The organism is Rhizobium sp. Root1220, assembly GCF_001426265.1.
Lineage (GTDB): Bacteria > Pseudomonadota > Alphaproteobacteria > Rhizobiales > Rhizobiaceae > Rhizobium.
In genome coordinates, this window is sequence record NZ_LMDG01000036.1 from 1 (window position 1) to 17970 (window position 17970).

The following is a 17970-nucleotide window of genomic DNA, read 5'->3' on the forward strand; positions in this document are numbered from 1 at the left end:
GATACTGTTGAAAAACTATTGGTGGTGAGAATCTCATCTGTCCCCTTAGAAATTAGCGTCCGTGACACGAACCGCCCGCCGAGATATCGTAATGCCTTTCTAGGAGGCTAATGTGTGTAACTCGGTTGTGGATGGCGAAACAATTTATGAGACGCCGCGCGAGTTGGCGACGCTTGTCGGAATAGATGGCCTCGTGTGGCGAGACAAAAATCCTTTTGTAAATTGGTCTGTTGGCAAAGATTGGCACGACCTCGACCTATGCCTTTGCGGCGTCGATATCTCGGCCTCTCTGGCGCGAGTAGGACTTCAGTGTGAACGGATGACAGCGGGCCCGATGGAACTGAAGATTGTTCGGTGATGCCGGATGTAGCCGTATTGCCAAGGAATTCGCATTGCTTATGCAGGAAAGCCCTGATTCAATCGTCGTATTGATTTGCGGAGGATTGAGCGATGATGGGATGTCAGGCAGCTCCGGCGCAGCTCTTTTATGACTTCTGTATTGATGATCACGTCCCCGCCGAGCACCTGTTGCGGGGAATAGACCGTCATCTCGAACTCGATAGCGTTCGAGAGCAGTTGAAGCCTTTCTATAGCAGCACTGGCCGTCCCTCGGTCGATCCCGAACTGATGATCCGGATGCTGATTGTCGGCTACGCCATGGGCATTCGGTCGGAGCGGCGGCTGTGTGAAGAGGTCCATCTCAACCTTGCCTATCGCTGGTTCTGCAGACTCGGACTGGACGGCAAAGTGCCTGATCACTCCAGCTTCTCGAAGAATCGCCATGGCCGGTTTCGGCAAAGCGATATCCTGCGACACATGTTCGAAACAGTGGTGGAGCGCTGTCTTGCGCAAGGGTTGGTCGGAGCAGAAGGATTTGCCGTCGATGCCAGCCTTATTGCAGCGGATGCCAACAAGCAGCGTTCGGTACCAGGAGCTGAGTGGGAAGCAAAGGAAGGCGCTAGCCGCTCGGTACAAGAGTATCTGGCTGTTCTCGATGATGCCGCTTTCGGTGCTGCGTCGCCGGTGACACCAAAGTTTATCTCCCCGTCTGATCCTGCCGCCCAATGGACCGGTGCTCACAAAGGCCATGCCTTCTTCGCTTACTCCACCAATTATCTGATAGACACCGATCATGGTGTCATTGTCGATGTGGAGGCGACGCGTGCGATCCGTCAGGCCGAAGTCGGGGCATCCCGCACGATGCTCGAAAGGACCGAGAACCGCTTCGGCTTACGGCCGGACTATGTGGCTGCTGACAGTGCTTACGGTTCCGCCGACAACTTGGCATGGCTGGTCAAGGAGAAGAAGATCGCGCCGCACATTCCGGTCTTTGACAAGTCGAACCGGACAGACGGCACCTTCTCACGTTCGGACTTCACCTGGGAAGCCGAGAACGAGCGATACATCTGTCCGGCCGGGAACGAACTGAAGCAGTTCCACCGCACTTACGATACGCCAAGATCGGGGATCACGGCCGAAGGGACACGGATTTATCGTGCCAGCAAAAAGGACTGTGATGTCTGTGACCTGAAGCAGCGTTGCTGCCCGAACACGCCTATGCGCAAGGTGCCGCGCGATCTCCATGAGGATGCGCGCGATGTTGCCAGAGCGATTGCGGCCACACCAGAATATGAACTGTCGCGTCACCGCCGGAAGAAAGTCGAGATGCTATTCGCGCATCTCAAACGCATTCTACGGATGGCGCGTCTTCGGCTTCGGGGACCCTGTGGTGCGAGAGACGAATTCCTGCTTGCCGCAACCGCACAAAATCTAAGGAGGTTAGCTAAACTCAGGCCACAAACGACGTCATATGGCGTCATTGCCGCATGAGAGCGGCATGAATTGAGACCCTGCGCCGAGGCGCGGGGCAGAAACGCGTTGGTACTCCGCCCGGAAAAACAAAATGGGCGGATGAGAAGCTAATGCGGCGAGTTTTTCAACGATATCCGCCCGAGGCGCGGGGCAGAAACGCGTTGGTACTCCGCCCGGAAAAACAAAATGGGCGGATGAGAAGCTAATGCGGCGAGTTTTTCAACGATATCCGCCAAAAGCGGCCATTGCGGTAGCTGCAAAATTGCCTATTTTCGCCGCAGGAAAAGTCAGGGAGACACGCATAGCAGCTCGGGCATGTTGCGTAAAACGGAAGGCTACCTTCAGCCGTTTCGGTCATTGCCTTCCCAAATCGCCGTTTCAAAAGGCCGTCATTTTTAAAGGTTAGAGCAGCGCAGGTTCTTGAAGAAAGGCAGCAGATGCACAGCGATCAAATAGGCATTAAAGCAGCCCACGTGAGTGAATTGATAGCCGACCAGTTTCCGCAATTTCAAGGCGAAGAAATTATTGAATTGGACACGGCAGGCACAGTCAATGCAGTCTTTCGGATCGGTACCAAGCACGCTGCTCGCTTTCCTCTGCGGATGATGGACCCTGCCGAGTGTACCCGTATGCTGGACGAACAAGCCAAAGCCAGCGCGGAATTCAACGAATTGTGTCCCTTTCCCAGCCCAAAGCCAGTCGGTATCGGGCGGCAAAGCGGTGTGTTCCCTCTTCCGTGGCTCGTACAGACTTGGATCGAAGGGAAAGTCGCTACACCGATGGGACTATGTAACTCATCGGTTTTTGCGCTCGACCTTGTCCGACTGATCACCACACTTCGTGCGGCGGATCTGGAGGGGCGGACATTTGACGGTCGAGGCCGGGGCGGTAACTTGACGGATCACGATGGGTGGATGGAGGTGTGCTTCTCTAAAAGTGAACACCTACTTGATGTTGAACATCTGCGCCGCATGTGGGGAAGCTTTCGCGAATTGCCATCTCCAACGCGGGAAGCGATGAGCCACAAGGACCTCATTCCGGGAAATCTCCTGGTTCATGGCGAGCACTTAGTTGGAGTGCTTGACACTGGTGACTTTGCTCCTGCCGATCCATCGCTGGACCTCGTCGCCGGATGGCATCTGCTAGATCGGGATACCCGGACCATCCTGCGTGAAGCTCTGCAAATAGATGACCTTGAATGGCGCAGAGGCGCGGCATGGGCATTCCAGCAAGCGATGGGCTTGGCTTGGTATTATGAAAGCACGAACCCCGTCATGGCCGAGCTGGGCCGAAGCACAATTTCTCGCCTCATCGAAGATTGCCCAGCGCAGGTCTAGTGTGCAGTTCTCAGCGAGTGGTCATGGATCGGCAGACGACGGCGTAGCGGTCATCACGACGATCTCGCGCTCGGCACGCTCGGCCCGAACGAACCCTCGAATGGAAATCCCCTTCCCACCTGCGAAACCGGACATGAGGTCACTTCTTGTTGTCTGGCGCGATGCGCACCATCACCGCGTCCAACGCTTCCGACAGTGCGCGTAAGCCGCCGTTCCCTGTGAAATCGGCGAGAACCTGTTCGTTCAACCCTCCCTTTGTGGAATGCCCCTCCACAAGAGCGTCAAAGCTGAGCCCCGATCTAGCCGATCCGGCAAATGCGAGCCCAGCAAAAAGCTGTCGGAGATAGGCATCGCCCACGGGTTTCGGCAGTCCGTTACGTTCCAGCCAGCCGGAAGTGGCATCCAAGATTCCGAAATAGGTCCCCATTAACGAACTTGCCCCTGCAAGAAGGTCATATTCGTGTTTGCTCGCCACCTGGGCTGAAGTGCCGAGCGCCGAGAAAATGGCGGCGGCCTTTTCGTCGGGTGGATAGATCGCTGTCGCACCTTGGAGATCGGCGACGAATGGCAATGGAATTGCCTGGCTCAGGCACGCGGGTCGCTCATCCACCCATTCCATCAACCGATCAAGAGGGGTAGCGGCAACAAAACTGACGATATGGTGGTCGCGCCTGAACCGGAGCGAACGCACGACTTCCTCGACGATCTGTGGCCGGACCGCAAGAAATGCAAGATCGGCACGATCAAGCACATCTTGATTGTCTGTGGCGACTTCGACATTTTCGTATGCTGCCGCCAACTTTTTGGCGACGGTCTCGTTCCTTGGCGACACAACAATCCGGTTGTCACGGAATTTAGTCCTGCTCAGTCCTGTGACCACGGCTTCCGTGATCGTGCCAGTTCCAACGAAACCGAGTGTGAGACCACCGAGCGCAAGTGTCATTCCAAACTCCTATGTAACGGCTGGCGCTCCTGTAATTCTCCACCAGCGAGCAGCGCACAATCTCGGCTTACTGGAAGCTTACGAATATGGCCGAAGGATAGCGGCTGTCCCAATATACTGCGGCCGCCCTCTGCCCAGGCGAGATACATACTCTGATGTTAGACTTTGGTTTCGGTTGGGGCAGCAATACGCCAATTGCGGTCATAAGCGAATTTACTTAGTGCACGTGCCTGAAACGAAAACCAACCCCGTGTGGGTCCGGCTTCTCACGGTTGGAGGACGTTTAATTCACCAGCTCCGTTTCGGGAAACTTCCAGCTACCGTTTTGCAGCTCGGCTCTGGGGCGATACAGACGAACTGTGTAGTTCCACCCCTTATTGGTTGGGATGCAATTCGGCGTCGTCTTCTCACATCCACCAAATTGCACCCTGACAGTCCCGTCGGGGTCTTTCTTGGCAGTTAGATTGTTGAGGGAATACGAATTGAGGGCGTTTTTCTCGAAGAAGCCCTTCGCGTTGTAGACGCTGACCGACCAGAAACCATCGACGGGGACATCCTTGACCGTCAGTTTCTCGACGTGTGTGCCATCTTCATTCTTGGGGTGCCCGGTGAGATAGATCGCTGCCGAACTCGGGTTGCCGCCCCACCCAATTGCAGCGCCAATCAGATGCCGGATTGGATCGACTTCCTGCTTGGTCCCGAAGGTATGGTCGGTATTGGTAAGTGTCGAACCCAAAACCTTCAAGGCGTCACGAACCTTTTCCTGAGAGACCGCATCCCAGTTGGGAACGACCAAGGTACCCGGTTCCTTCTGCTCGACTTTAATTGCATCCTGCAGACTGTGAACCTGCTTCAAGTCATTTTCACTTTGCGGATCGGCGAGCGTTCGGACGATGACAATCATATAGCGCGTGCCAATTTCGTTTCTCGTATAGGTCTTCGATCCCGGTGCGTAGTTGATGTCGTGCGTGTAGTGGTCTTGATCGATGACTTGGGCCATCATGTAGCGCTCGTCGGTATTTGGAAGAGATAGAGTGACCGGTCCGGCACCGAGATCAAATATTCCGAACGAGTAAAGTGTGTCGCGGTTCATGCGCACGACCTTCTGATCGTCCACAGACGGCGGGGTTCTTGCGTGAACAAATTTGCCGAGTGCGCCCTCCTTCGCGTAGGCGTCCATGGTGACGTCCGTTTCGGCGCGAACAAAATTGTCTACCGTGACCGGAACAGGATCGGAGGCGTAGGCGTAGGCGGGCGCTATGAAAGAGCCAACCATAAATGCAGAACCTGCAAGGCGTCCTGAAAATCTCATCGATGCCACCTTCAATCTCGTCAGTTGCAAGGTGTCCGAAAGACAATTGAAAGGCAAGTGGTTCACCGAGACGTGGTGATCCAGAGGCAGCTAAGGGCCGGAAGCAGTCATGTGTGTTAGACCGCTTTCGCTTTAAAAGCGGACTGCCGAAGCATTTATCGCTTCGCTTGCTGCCCTTGGGCTATCATAATCTAAAAGAATGGAGGAGCACATGTCGCGCATATTGGTGATTGGCGGTAGCGGTCATGTCGGCAGCTATCTGCTGCCGCGTCTTGTCGAACGCGGGCACGAAGTCGTCAACGTTAGCCGAGGCACGGCGAAACCCTATCGTGCGCACTATTGCTGGGACTTGATCGAGAACGTTGCGCTCGACCGCGCGGCCGAGGAGAAAGCCGGAACGTTCGGCATCAAGGTCGCCAATCTCCATCCCGACGTGATCGTCGACATGATTTCATTCGATCTCGCCAGTACACAACATCTCGTTGAAGCAATACGTGGCAAGGTCGAGCACTACCTTTTTTGCAGCACCATCTGGGTTTACGGTCGATTGTTCGCCATCCCTGCGACGGAGACGGAACCCACCAACCCGATCGACGAATACGGAACTGGCAAAGCCGAGAGCGAAGCTTGGCTGATGAAGGAGGCTCGTCAGAGCGGTTTCCCGGCCACCTGCTTCCGACCAGGTCACATCGTCGGCGAAGGCTGGAACCCCGTTACGCCCCAAGCCAACGCAAATCCCGACACGTTCTCTCTCATCGCGCGGGGTGAGGAATTGGTGCTGCCCAATCTCGGTTTGGAAATGGTCCATCACGTGCACGCTGACGACGTAGCTCAGTGGATCATCTGCGCCATCGAAAACCGCGCCGCCTCGATCGGCGAGATATTCAACACGGTGTCCAGCCAAGCGGTCACCCTCAAGGGTTACGCGGAAACGGTCTATCGTTGGTTTGGCCGAGAACCGCGCATCGCGTTCAAGCCATTTGAGGAATGGCTTCTCGATCTCGACCCCGACGCTCGCGAGAACACTCGCGGCCACGTCATCCGTAGTTCATGCCACTCGATTGAAAAGAGCCGACGGCGCCTTGGATACAGCCCGCGCTACACAAGTTTGGAAGCGGTACATCAGGCCGTTGAGGCCCTGATACGCGCCGGGAGGGTTGTGGCCCCAGATGGCTTGAACATAAGGGCGCGGCGGAGATGTCCGCCTCGGGCCAATAACAATCATCCGCGATGCGCCTTTGGTCCAATAGCGGCCATCCGATCAGGCGGCCGCTATTGGGTATTCTCATTGAATCTCTTCCATATCACCGGGCTTCCAGGTTCCGTCGAGGGCTGGCTTACTGGGTGTATAGAGCCGAAGAATTGCGAAGAAACCACGATCGGGTACAGTCGCCAGTTCATGGACCGCATCGCTATGCCGGCAGAACTCTCGGATGACGGGAGAGGCCATTTTGGGGTCTGCTAGTTGCGGCGCTTCGATGGGTGTAGACTGCCAACACTGTTGCATGATCATGCAAGGCAACGATGATGAGTATCTCGGCTCTCGACCGGAAGTTACTCGCGATACTGGCAGCGGATATGGTCGGCTATTCAAAGGCGATGGAAGCCGATGAGGCGGGAACCATCAAGCGACTGAAAGCCATCCGTGCCGACCTGATCAATCCCGCCGTCTCCCGGCGTCGTGGCACGATTGTCAAGTTGATGGGGGACGGCACGCTTGTCGCCTTCGACAGCGTGGTTGATGCGGTCGGCTGCGCGGCCGAGTTTCAGAATATCGTGGCAGCGCGTAACGCCGACGTACCGGAGCATGAGCGCATCGTGTTCCGCGTCGGGATCAATCTGGGCGATGTGGTGTTGGTGGATGGCGATGTCTATGGGGATGGGGTAAATGTCGCCGCGCGGCTCGAACAATTGGCAGAACCGGGCGGCGTATTGGTGTCTGGGACAGCATACGATCATCTTCAGGGCAAACTCGACTGGCCGCTTGATTTCGTCGGCGAGCAGCAGGTCAAGAACATCAGCCGCCCCGTTCGGATGTACCGGCTGAGACTGGACGGCAAACGGGCACGTCGCCCACTTCTCGGATCGATCCCGCGCTGGGTTAGGAGGGCTGTGGCAGCGGTCGTGGCGCTTGCTTTGGCGGGCGGCGGGGTCTGGTGGTTCCTGCAGCCCGCGCCTTTGAGCGACAAGCCATCTGTGGCGGTACTTCCCTTCGAGAATTTTGGCGGCGACCAGGCAACCGGGCGTCTGGCCGATGGCTTGACCGAAGACATCATCACCGACCTCGCGCGGTTTCCCGAATTCGAGGTCGTGGCGCGGAATTCGACGGAAGTCTATAAAGGCAGGACTGTGGATGCGCCAAGTTGCAAATGCGCTCCACGTGGGCTTTGTACTGGAAGGCTCCATTCAGCGGCAGAGTGACAGGGTCCGGATCACAGCACAGTTGGTCGATACGAAGACCGGCCACCATCTTTGGTCGGAGAACTGGGACCGGCCCGCTGAGGACGTGTTCGCCGTTCAGTCCGAAATCGCGGACCAAGTCGCCAACCGTCTCGGCGGCGGAGTGGGGCTAATACAAGAGGCCGGACGGGCGGCAGCCAAGCGTAAGCGGCCTGAAAAGCTGAGCGCCTACGATTTTTATCTTTTGGGGTCCGAGAAGATAGAAAAGCTCACCAAAGAGGACGAGGAGCAGGCCGTCACCTTTCTCAACCGCGCCGTAGAGCTGGACCCGGCGCTGGCACGGGCCTGGGTGGAACTTTACCATGCTCATGAAATATTGGAGTTGTTTGGCGTTGATCCAGAGAGCAACCGCAAGGCGGCGGCCGATGTCGCCGAACGCGCTGTGACACTTGACCCGAGCGACGCTGAAGCACACGCGGTGTTTGGTATGAGCCTTGCAAATAAGGGCGACATGGGCCGAGCCAGGTCTGAATTTGAAAAGGCCCTTCGTTTAGCTCCTGGCTCGTCCGAAATCCTAACTTTCTATACCGGCTTTGCAGCACGCTTCGGTGAACCCGAACGCGGCGCTCAAATGGTCGACCAGGTAAAGCGGCTGGACCCAAACTATCCGATGTGGGCGTCCAATTTCTTCGCCCCTGCTTATTTTATGGCGGGCCGGTATGAGGACGCGGTGAAGATGTTGGAGCGCATGACGCCTGGCAGCTACCAAAGGTGGACTTGGGTGGTGCGCAGCAGTTCCCTCGCGGCCCTGGGTCGTACCGATGAAGCGGCTGCCTCGGCTATGGAAGCTCTCAAGCAGCACCCGGACTTGACTGTAGAGAGCATGATCAATGAGCCCGGCCTAAGCACAGTGGAGCGCAGTCGGTTCATGGAGACGATGCCCCTAGCTGGGTTCCCGACGTGCTCCAAGTCCGAGGTGTTGGCGAAGCTCGACAAACCTGTGCGGCTGCCGGAATGCGAAACAGGAAATCCGAACCCCGGGCAGCCTTAAACCAGTTTTTGTGAGCGACTGAACGGGACGTTCACAGACCGTAATGGTGCTCAATTTGGACTGTTTGCTGCTTCATAGACCCACAAGGGCGCAACGAGAAAATCCATGTAGCTGTTTCTTAAAAACGACCGTCGGTTGCTTTTGAAGCGGCGTAGCGCAAGCCATTGACGTTGCCTGACCGGACGGTGATCATCGTTGATCGCATAAGGATTCGACGAGATGAATTCTGATCAGGGCAGCGCAATCGCGCCTAGTGTTAAAGCTCCCCAACTGGCTGATTGAACAGCGCGAGTACGACCGGCAGGAGCAGAGGCGCCAGCCTCCAGTTGATGGCCTTCAAAAGCTGCGCGCGATTCGTTGGAAACGGCCCTCCGTATCCAGCGCTGTAGCGAGTTCTCTTTCTAGCAGCCTCCAATTCTCCGATGAATTGATGAAAAGATTCCGCCACAGAGCACAAGCGATTTCTTGAATGGGTAGGCGAATGATCGACGGCGCTGAGCTTGCAGGTCTCAATGAGCGAGGCAATGGTCGCCAGTTCTCCGCACCCCCGTCATGGCACACTCCGTCTCTATCCGATAGAGTTCGCCGATCCGCCGCTCGTAATCTCGACGAAAGCCGATCACAGATTATGGCGGCGAGGGCAACGCGGGAGCGGGACACCGGCTACTCGCCTTGCTGCTGAGATCGTAGATCTCGCCCGTGAGCCACGCAGGCCAGTCGCGTTCGAAGAAGGACTTTGCGGATTCATCGAACTGACGGTTGCTCCGTGTCGACACCGCCAGCTTGTCCCCGTAGAGCTGGACGACAATCTGTTCGTCTCGATGGGCCTCCTGTTCCTTTCGGAAGCGAAACTCCACGAGCGAGCCGGAACGAGAGTCCGGAATAAACTCACCATCACTATCGCAGACCGCTCTGGCGCCCCGGCTTCCACCGCCGCTTGCGATAAAGTGGTCGAGAGCAGTAAGGACGGCCTCCGATGCGAGCGCCACCTGCCGCCACTGGACGGCCCTTCCGGCTTCTGCGGCGCGATCATAGGCGATGCCCTTCTCGCGGAGCGCGTTGTTCAAGCGCCGCGCCTCCTCAAGCGCGCCGCTGACGCTTTTCGCGTCGCAGATCAGTCCCGCCTTGTCGCTCATTCGGGACTGCACTTCCGCTCGCACTGTCTTCGCAGACAGGGAGCTGTCGGGCCTTAGTGTTGCGAGCACCTCAAAAACCCCTGCACCCGCAATCTCCCGAATATCAGCCGCCGAAGCGTGGCGCGCTCGGCCGCTTGCACCCACATGTTCTGCGACGCGCGTTCCGAAGACCTGTCCGGCATTGAGGGCGGCCCCACCAGGTCGGGTCACGCCGTGGGTTCCCGCAGCTTCGCCGATGGCGTAGCAGCCAGCGAGGCTGCTCCGTCCCCATATATCGACCATTACGCCGCCGTTCATGTGCTGATTGTTCACCGCGAACTCGAGCGGTTCGGCGGCAATATCCACCTTGTATCGGCGGTAGAGTTCGATCGACAGCGGATTCATATGACGAAGGCGCTGGATTGGCATGTCCTGGCTTGCCCCGGCACTACCGAGATACTTCCGCACATCATCGTCAAGCCGCTCGAGGTCGAACGGTTGATCGCCGGGCACAGGAAGAGGATTCCGGTTGAAATCCATGAACACGCGCCGTCCCTTGGCGCTTTCCCGGTAGATTGCGAGATCGACAAGGCTTGAGCCGAAGTCAAGCATCCGCGTCGAATGGAACGGCCACTGGTAGCCTTTGCGGAACACGTTGGAAGCCATTTCCTTCGTGGTCCGATAATACTCTGCAAGGAAGTGATGCTCGGCGCCTTCGCTGTCGACCGAGTAGATGTGCGGGATCGCCTGCACATAGGTGCCCGAGAGGTTCCAGGGGAACCCTTCGCGACGCGTTCCGATCCCGAACTGGCTCTCAGTCAGGTTGACCAGCGCGACACCCGCCTCCAACGCCAGCCCGAGGGAGCCGAAGCATCCGTTCGGATACACGCTGTCGCGGTAGAGTTCGCCTGGCCCCCCGGCTGCCAGGATGACAATGTCGCTTGCGAACAGCGCGACGCCAAGAGGGTTACCGTCGGCGCGGTCGTTCGCCCGTATCGCGAGCAGCCCAACAACGCGACGAGCGTCACCTTCGCCCTCAACCAGGATCTTGACGGCCGTGGTGTGATTGAAGAAGGGAATGTCCAGACGGATTGCTTCCTCGGCGAGCACCTTGACCATCAGTCGCGAAGTCCTCGGACCGCAACTCGTCGCTCGCCCAACTTCGTCGTGATCTGTCTGGTAGCGGAGCGTTCCGCCCAGCCCATCTTGAGGGAGAGGCAACCCGAGAAACTGCAGAGACGCCATCACTCGAGTGGAGCCGACCGCCTCGATGTAGGCCGTATCCTCGTCCATTGCCCCGCCTGCACGAATTGCTCGGGCCATAGCCTTGAAGTTGTCGCCCTGATCGGCGGTGTTTGCGGTATGGAGGGTCTGCTTGTCGGAACCCGAGCAAGCGGACGTGCCGCCCCAAGCGCTCTGGCTGACGATGACGACATCGTCGCCACGACGCTTCATTTCAACGGCTGCCCTCAGACCCGCCGCTCCAGAGCCAATAATCACGCAGCCTGCCCGGTAAACTGGCACGTTGACGCCAACAAGACGGATCGTCTCCGTTGGAGGGGCCTCCGGCTTCAACCGTGGCATATCGACGTCGGTCAGAGCGTCGAGGATTTCCTGTGGAACGTCGATGGACATGCTGTCTATCCCTGAATCTTTTCGCTGAGGTCCGGTCCTATCGGACGTTGACTCGCGCTCGCGGACGGGCGTCATTGCGCTCATGCGAGAAGATCGCAGACGGCAACGGCTGCAGGCCTCGGATGATATCTGAGCCCTTTTCGCCGACCATGATCGTCGGCGCGTTGGTGTTGCATGACGGAACCCGCGGCATGACCGATGAGTCGCAAACGCGTAGTCCCTCGATACCATGGACCTTCAGGTCGAGACCAACGACCGCGTCGGCTCCGGTTCCCATTTTGCAGGTACCCACCGGATGGTGGTCGGTCTTGGCATTCGCGCAGCCATATTCGAAGAGCTGCTCCTCGGTGACGACCTTCGGGCCAGGGAGGCGTTCGGCAAGCACGAAGGGCTTCAAGGCGTCCTGCTGCATGATTTCGCGCGCCACCCTGAGCCCCTCCAGTGACATCTTCCTGTCGTGTGGGTCCGACCAATAGTTCGGGTCGATCAAGGGCAAGGCAGCTGGATCTGCTGACGAGAGGCGCACCGTCCCACGAGAACGGGGATGCAAATAGGCGGAGTTCAGTGTAACGCCCGCGTTCTTGAGGCGCTCGACGCCTGCCTCGATGCCGGAGCCGAGGCCAAGGTGGAATTGGATGTCCGGCGAACGAGCGTCCGGGTCAGCATACCAGAAGCCGCCCGTCTCGAAGAGCGACGAGGCAACCGGTCCGGTCTTGAAAAGAGCGTACTGTATCCCTGCCCATAACGTACGGTGAAGCTTAGCTACCCCATCGTACGTGTGATCGCCTGTGCATTCGGAAATGACGAAGAGATCGAGATGGTCCTGGAGGTTGCCACCTACGCCCGGGAGATCGTGCAGAACCTTCAAACCAGCTGACTTCAGGTGATCGCCCGGCCCGATGCCCGACTGAAGTAGAAGTTTTGGCGAGCCGATAGCGCCGGAAGTCACAAGCACCTCGCGTTCGGCGCGCACCACTTCGAGGCTGTTCTTCGTCGCGATTTCGACCCCGACCGCGCGGCTACCTTCGAGAACGATCCGAGTTACTCTCGTTCCCGTGCGGATCGTCAAATTCTTTCGATCCTTTATCGGCGAGAGGTACGCGAGCGAGGCGGAAGACCGACGCTTGTTGCGCTGGGTTAGCTGATAGAACCCAACCCCCGCCTGCCGCCTGCCGTTGAAGTCATGGTTGTAGGGGATGCCCAGCTCTTGTCCGGCGCGAATGTAGGCATCGCAAATCGGAAGGGGCGAGATCGGCATCGAAACACCAAGTGGGCCGCCATAGGAATGATAGTCGTCGGCGAAGCGCTGATTGTCCTCCGCCCGCTTGAAATACGGCAGGATCGAACGGTAATCCCAACCTTCGCAGCCGTCCTCGCTCGCCCAGAGATCGTAGTCCGCCGCGTTTCCTCGCGTATAAAGCTGGGCATTGATTGACGAGCCGCCACCGATAACCTTGGCTTGAGTGTAACGCAGCACCCGACCTTTCATATGCTTCTGCGGCACCGTTTCCCAACCCCAGCTCGCGACGCCCTTCGTCATCTTCGCGAACCCGGCGGGCATATGAAACAGCGGATTCCAGTCACCCCCGCCTGCTTCCAGAAGCAGCACGTTCACCTCCGGATCCTCGCTGAGGCGGTTGGCGAGCACGCATCCGGCAGGACCGGCACCGCTGATGATGTAGTCGAAGCGCATCTTGCTTATCCTGTTGAATGCTGTGGGCTGTCTGTTGTCGACGCCGCGGAAGCGGGATCAGACACACTGGAAATCTTGAGATCCGTCGAGGCGATATGATCGGCGACGCGCAGCGCCTGGCCGGCGACCGTCAGTGCCGGATTGACTGCGGCCGAGGTCGGCAAAAAGCTCGCATCGACCACGAAGAGGTTCTGGTGATCGTAAGAACGGCAGAAAATGTCCAGCGGGGCACTTGCGGGATCGTTTCCGATCCGGATCGTGCCGCATTGGTGGGACGGCGTCCGCTTGTCGAACGGCCGTGTCAGGACGATGGGGAAGCCGATCGACTTCAGCACGTCCTTCAGCTTCGATACGAGGGCGAGATGAGCCGCCCAGTTTGTGCGATGCCATTGAAGGACGATGCGGTCGCCGTCGACCGTAACCCGACTCTCAGGGTTCGGCACGTCCTCGCTCATCGCGTAGAAATCAATCGAATGCCCGGTCACCAGATCCAGAAGCCACTCAGGCGCAAGTGGAAGCGACCCCTTTAGGATCTTCGCTGAAAGGCGTCCTAGCAGCTGGACGTTGCCAAGCGGCGGACCGCCCGCCCCGTCGGACAGATAGAAATCGTTGAAGGCGAACGTCTTCTGATAGATCGAGTTGTTGTGAAAGGTCGGCGACACCCCAATCACGGCGGATGCGTTGTGGTTCATGAAGTTGCGACCCACCTGGTCAGACGAGTTCGCCAATCCATTTCTGAACCTGTCATTTGCCGATCGCAGGAGGATTACGGACGACTGCACCGCGCCTGCGGAAAGGATGACGATCTTCGGCTTCGCCGCCATGGTCGCACCATCCTTCGTGTAGATCACTTTCTCGATGCGGCCGCCGTCTCCCGTCTCCAGCCTTAGAACCCGCGCGTTGGTTTCGATGCTGACGTTCGAATGCTCAAGCGCTGGCAGCAGGGCAGCCGTCTCGGCGTCCATCTTGCCGTCGCGCGAATTGGGATGGGCGTCCCAGGGCGTCTTCGCTTTCGCAAGCCACCTGTCGATATCGATGCCCAGTGGTAGGGACGAAGGATACAGCCCCTTCGCCTTCAGCCTCGCCCGGACATTGGCGATGGGCGGCTCATCAGGAACCGCAGGATAATCGTAGGCGCTGGAGTGAGCTGGCTCTGTCGGGTCTTCGCCCAGCGCCCCGCGGACATGAAAGAGGCTTTCCGCTTTGCCATACCAGGGCTCAAGAACGTCGTAGGGGAAAGGCCAAGCAGGCGAGACACCCTCAAGATGCCTGATCTCGCCGAAATCCTCTTTTCGATAGCGAGAGAGAACGGCGCCGTAGAACTTCGAGTTTCCACCGACATTGTAGTAATTCCCCGGATTGAACCCTTGGCCGCTGGGCTCGTACCAAGTTTCCTTCGGGCGAAAGTGCCCGCGTTGGAAGATGGCACGCTGATCCCTGTTTTCCGGGCGGTCCTGAATAAAATCACCGGCCTCAAGTATCAAAATTTCTGCTCCCGTCGCCGCTAGGCCAGCAGCGACGGTGGAACCTCCAACTCCCGAGCCGACGATAACGATATCCGGTGAAGCGCTCATGTCTTTCACGTCTCAAGGTTCCTACTAGGCGATCCGAATTTGGCTTTGCGGATCGAAGAAGACGACCTTGTCGAGATTGAAAGCAAGGCGGGCACTCTGGCCAGCCTGTATCCGAGCATCGGCCCGAAGCCGCGCGACGACCTCTTTCCCCCCGAGCTTTGTGACGGCAAACGTATCGGAGCCGGCGGGTTCGACCACCTCGATGAGGCAGTCGCCTTCCGCCAGGCTCTGGGCGTTGCGGTCGGCACCATCCGGGTCCGTCAGCGCCTCGGGACGGATACCGAACACGATCTGCCGTCCTGCATGCGCTTCGAGCGCAGCCTTGCCGTGCGCGATCGGAAGGACCATCGGCTCGCCGCCGGGACGCGCCAGCGAGACCGAGAGGCCCGAAGCGCCCTTCTCTATCGTGCCCGAAAGCAGGTTCATGGCCGGGGAGCCCATGAAGTCGGCAACGAACATGTTGGCCGGGTTGTTGTAGATCTCCGCCGGCGTCCCGAATTGCTGCACCTCGCCGTCCTTCATCACGGCGATCTTGGTGGCGAGCGTCATCGCCTCGATCTGGTCGTGCGTGACATAGACGATCGTCTTGCCGGTTGCCTGGTGAAGCCTCTTGATTTCGATGCGCATGTCGACGCGCAGCTTGGCATCGAGATTGGAGAGCGGCTCGTCGAAGAGGAAGAGCTTGGGGTCGCGTACCAGCGCCCGGCCCATGGCGACGCGCTGCCGCTGGCCGCCGGAAAGCTGGCTCGGCTTGCGGTCGAGCAGATGGCCGATCTGCAGCACCTTGGCGACCTTGTCGATCGCCGCCTTGCGCTCCTCGACCGGCACGCCGCGCATCTCCATCCCGAAGGAGATGTTTCCGGCGACAGTCATGTTCGGATAGAGCGCATAGCTCTGGAACACCATCGCGATATCGCGCTTGGAAGGATGCAGGTCGGAGATCGAACGCCCCTCGACGCGGATATCGCCGGCGGTGATGGATTCGAGCCCGGCGATCGTGTTGAGCAGCGTGGACTTGCCGCAGCCGGAGGGACCGACGAGCACGAGGAAGCCGCCCTTTTCGAGTTCAAGGTCGATACCCTTGAGGATTTCCAATGCGCCGAAGCGCTTTCTGAGACCGGATATTTCGACGAAAGCCATTGGATCATCCTTTGACGGCGCCCGCCATGAGACCGCGCACGAAGTAGCGGCCGGCGAGAATGTAAACGAGGAGTGTCGGCATGGCGGCGATCATCGCGGCTGCCATGTTGACGTTGTATTCCACCACGCCGGTGGACGTGTTGACGACGTTGTTGAGCGCCACCGTCATCGGCATGGAATCGCCGGTTCCGGCGTAAGCCGAGGCAAACAGGAAGTCGTTCCAGATATTGGTGAACTGGTAGATGACCGTGACCACGATGATCGGCAGCGAATTCGGCAGCATGATGCGCCAGAAGATCTGGAAGAACCCAGCGCCATCAACCTGCGCCGCCTTCACCAGTTCGGTCGGGAACGCTTCGTAATAGTTGCGGAAGAAGAGCGTCGTGAAACCGAGGCCGTAGACCACATGGACGAACACCAGATTAACCGTGGGATTGCCGAAGCCGAAGGAAAGACCTGTGGCGTTCTGAAGCGTCATCCCGAAGCGCCCGAGGCTGCCGAGAATGGTCGCCATCGGCAGCAGCACGGACTGGAACGGGATGAAGCAGGCAAACAGCATCAGCCCGAAGACCAGGGTGTGGCCCGGAAAGCGCCATTTGGTCAGCACGTAACCGTTGAGCGAACCGAGAATGGTCGAGATCGCCACCGCAGGGACGACCATCTTGATCGAGTTCCAGAAATAACCCTTGATTCCGGCGCAGGTCAGGCCGACGCAGGTCTCTCCCCAGGCCTTGAACCAAGGCTCCAAGGTTGGCGCGCTCGGCAGCGACAGCATGTTGCCATTCTGAATTTCGTCCATGGTCTTGAATGAGGTGACCAGCATGACGAACAGCGGCATCAGATAGATGATCGCGAAAATGACAAGCAGACCGTAGATGGATACGCGGTTGAGGATCTTCGCGCGTGACGTTTGCGGCGCACCGGAAACTGTCGAGGTAACGGCGCTCATCGCGTTTTCTCCCGAAGTTCTGAGTAGAGATAGGGAACGATGATCGCCGTGATCGTCATCAGCATGATGACCGCGCTGGCGGAGCCAACTGCCATTTCGTTCCTCTTGAAGGTGTATTCATACATGAAGTTGGACGGCAGCCAGGCGGAACCGCCGGGCCCTCCACTCGTCAGCGCAACGACAAGGTCGTAGGACTTGATCGCCATGTGGGCGAGCACGATGAAGGCGGACAGGAAGACGGGCCGAAGCAAGGGGATGATGATGCGCCGGTAGAGCTGGATCGTGGTTGCGCCGTCGATCTGCGCCGCCTTCATGATCTCGCTGTCGATGCCACGAAGGCCGGCAAGGAACATCGCCATGACGAAGCCAGAGGCCTGCCACACCCCGGCGATTACCACGGTGTAGATCACGAAATCCTTGTTCTTGATCCAGTCGAAATGGAAGCTCGTCCACCCGAAATTGTGTAGCGTCTGCTCGAGGCCGAGACCAGGGTCGAGGAACCACTTCCAGGCAACACCGGTCACGATGAAGGAAAGCGCCATCGGATAGAGGAAAATCGGCCGCAGCAAGCCCTCGCCGCGAATTTTCTGGTCAAGCATGATCGCGAGGAAGAGCCCGAGGCCTAGGCAGATCCCGATGTAGAGAAATCCGAAGATGCCCATGTTGGTGATGGAGGTGTACCAGCTGGATGGCGGATCGCTTTCGAATGTCCAGCGCCAGAGCCGTTGATACGCCCGCGGCCCTGTCAGCACATATGACGGGAAGGTCTTGGAGTTCGTAAAGGACAGATAGACCGTCCAGAGGATGAATCCGTAAACGAAAATCAGCGTGACGGCGAAGCTTGGTGCAAGCACGATCTTCGGCAGTGCGTCCTGCAAACGCGCGCGGATTGAAACGGGCATTCCACGGTGCGGCGTGAGAACGGGTTTGGTGGTAGCGATGGTGCTCATGAAGTTCATCCCCTCCCAAGGGTGTCGTCCGTAGTCGAAATCTTCCCCGCCGCAACGGG

General features: G+C 58.2%; 10 protein-coding genes and 2 pseudogenes. 4 read left to right on the forward strand and 8 right to left on the reverse strand.

The genetic code is table 11. From position 1 onward, the window contains the following. Positions 1 to 450 precede the first annotated feature (450 nt). Positions 451 to 1830, forward strand: a complete 1380-nt coding sequence (locus tag ASC90_RS24815; RefSeq protein ID WP_056546478.1) for an IS1182 family transposase — start codon at positions 451 to 453, stop codon at positions 1828 to 1830. Between the two features lie 419 nt (positions 1831 to 2249). Further along, positions 2250 to 3149, forward strand: coding sequence for an aminoglycoside phosphotransferase family protein (locus tag ASC90_RS24820; protein WP_056546483.1), 900 nt, complete (start codon positions 2250 to 2252; stop codon positions 3147 to 3149). A gap of 139 nt (positions 3150 to 3288) precedes the next feature. Here the strand turns inward: ASC90_RS24820 and ASC90_RS24825 are convergent, their stop codons facing one another. Both ASC90_RS24825 and ASC90_RS24830 read right to left on the reverse strand, forming a co-directional pair. Then, the gene (locus tag ASC90_RS24825; protein ID WP_056546486.1) at positions 3289 to 4092 is read right to left on the reverse strand and encodes a pyrroline-5-carboxylate reductase; all 804 of its coding nucleotides are present in this window, start codon (positions 4090 to 4092) and stop codon (positions 3289 to 3291) included. Positions 4093 to 4375: 283 nt separating this feature from the next. Further along, a complete protein-coding gene (locus tag ASC90_RS24830; RefSeq protein WP_056546490.1) occupies positions 4376 to 5404 on the reverse strand; it encodes a DUF1254 domain-containing protein in 1029 nt (342 codons plus the stop codon). A gap of 211 nt (positions 5405 to 5615) precedes the next feature. Between ASC90_RS24830 and ASC90_RS24835 the strand changes: the two are divergent. Together ASC90_RS24835 and ASC90_RS24840 are read left to right on the forward strand one after the other, a co-directional pair. Continuing rightward, positions 5616 to 6563 (forward strand): annotated as a pseudogene (locus tag ASC90_RS24835) (NAD-dependent epimerase/dehydratase family protein); the annotation flags it as partial. Positions 6564 to 6931: 368 nt separating this feature from the next. Next, positions 6932 to 8855 (forward strand): annotated as a pseudogene (locus tag ASC90_RS24840) (adenylate/guanylate cyclase domain-containing protein). A gap of 626 nt (positions 8856 to 9481) precedes the next feature. On the opposite strand, the gene ASC90_RS24845 reads toward ASC90_RS24840, so the two are convergent. The 6 genes from ASC90_RS24845 to ASC90_RS24870 are packed head-to-tail and all read right to left on the reverse strand — an operon-like array spanning position 9482 to position 17911. After that, positions 9482 to 11605 carry an FAD-binding protein gene (locus ASC90_RS24845; protein WP_056546492.1) on the reverse strand — a complete coding sequence of 708 codons (2124 nt, stop codon included), beginning with the start codon at positions 11603 to 11605 and terminating at the stop codon, positions 9482 to 9484. Positions 11606 to 11642: 37 nt separating this feature from the next. Beyond that, positions 11643 to 13298 (reverse strand): GMC family oxidoreductase N-terminal domain-containing protein, encoded by a 1656-nt coding sequence (locus ASC90_RS24850; protein ID WP_056546495.1) that lies wholly within the window; start codon positions 13296 to 13298, stop codon positions 11643 to 11645. Between the two features lie 5 nt (positions 13299 to 13303). Then, complete coding sequence (locus tag ASC90_RS24855; protein WP_056546502.1) at positions 13304 to 14872, reverse strand: GMC family oxidoreductase; 1569 nt, start codon at positions 14870 to 14872, stop codon at positions 13304 to 13306. A gap of 24 nt (positions 14873 to 14896) precedes the next feature. Then, entirely contained in the window at positions 14897 to 16012 is a 1116-nt protein-coding gene (locus ASC90_RS24860; RefSeq protein ID WP_056546505.1) for an ABC transporter ATP-binding protein, read from the reverse strand. A gap of 4 nt (positions 16013 to 16016) precedes the next feature. Continuing rightward, on the reverse strand, positions 16017 to 16961 hold the full coding sequence (locus ASC90_RS24865) for a carbohydrate ABC transporter permease (RefSeq protein WP_056546508.1): 945 nt from the start codon (positions 16959 to 16961) through the stop codon (positions 16017 to 16019). Then, positions 16958 to 17911 carry a sugar ABC transporter permease gene (locus ASC90_RS24870; protein WP_056547215.1) on the reverse strand — a complete coding sequence of 318 codons (954 nt, stop codon included), beginning with the start codon at positions 17909 to 17911 and terminating at the stop codon, positions 16958 to 16960. The genes ASC90_RS24865 and ASC90_RS24870 overlap by 4 nt, the downstream gene beginning before the upstream one ends. Positions 17912 to 17970 lie beyond the last annotated feature (59 nt).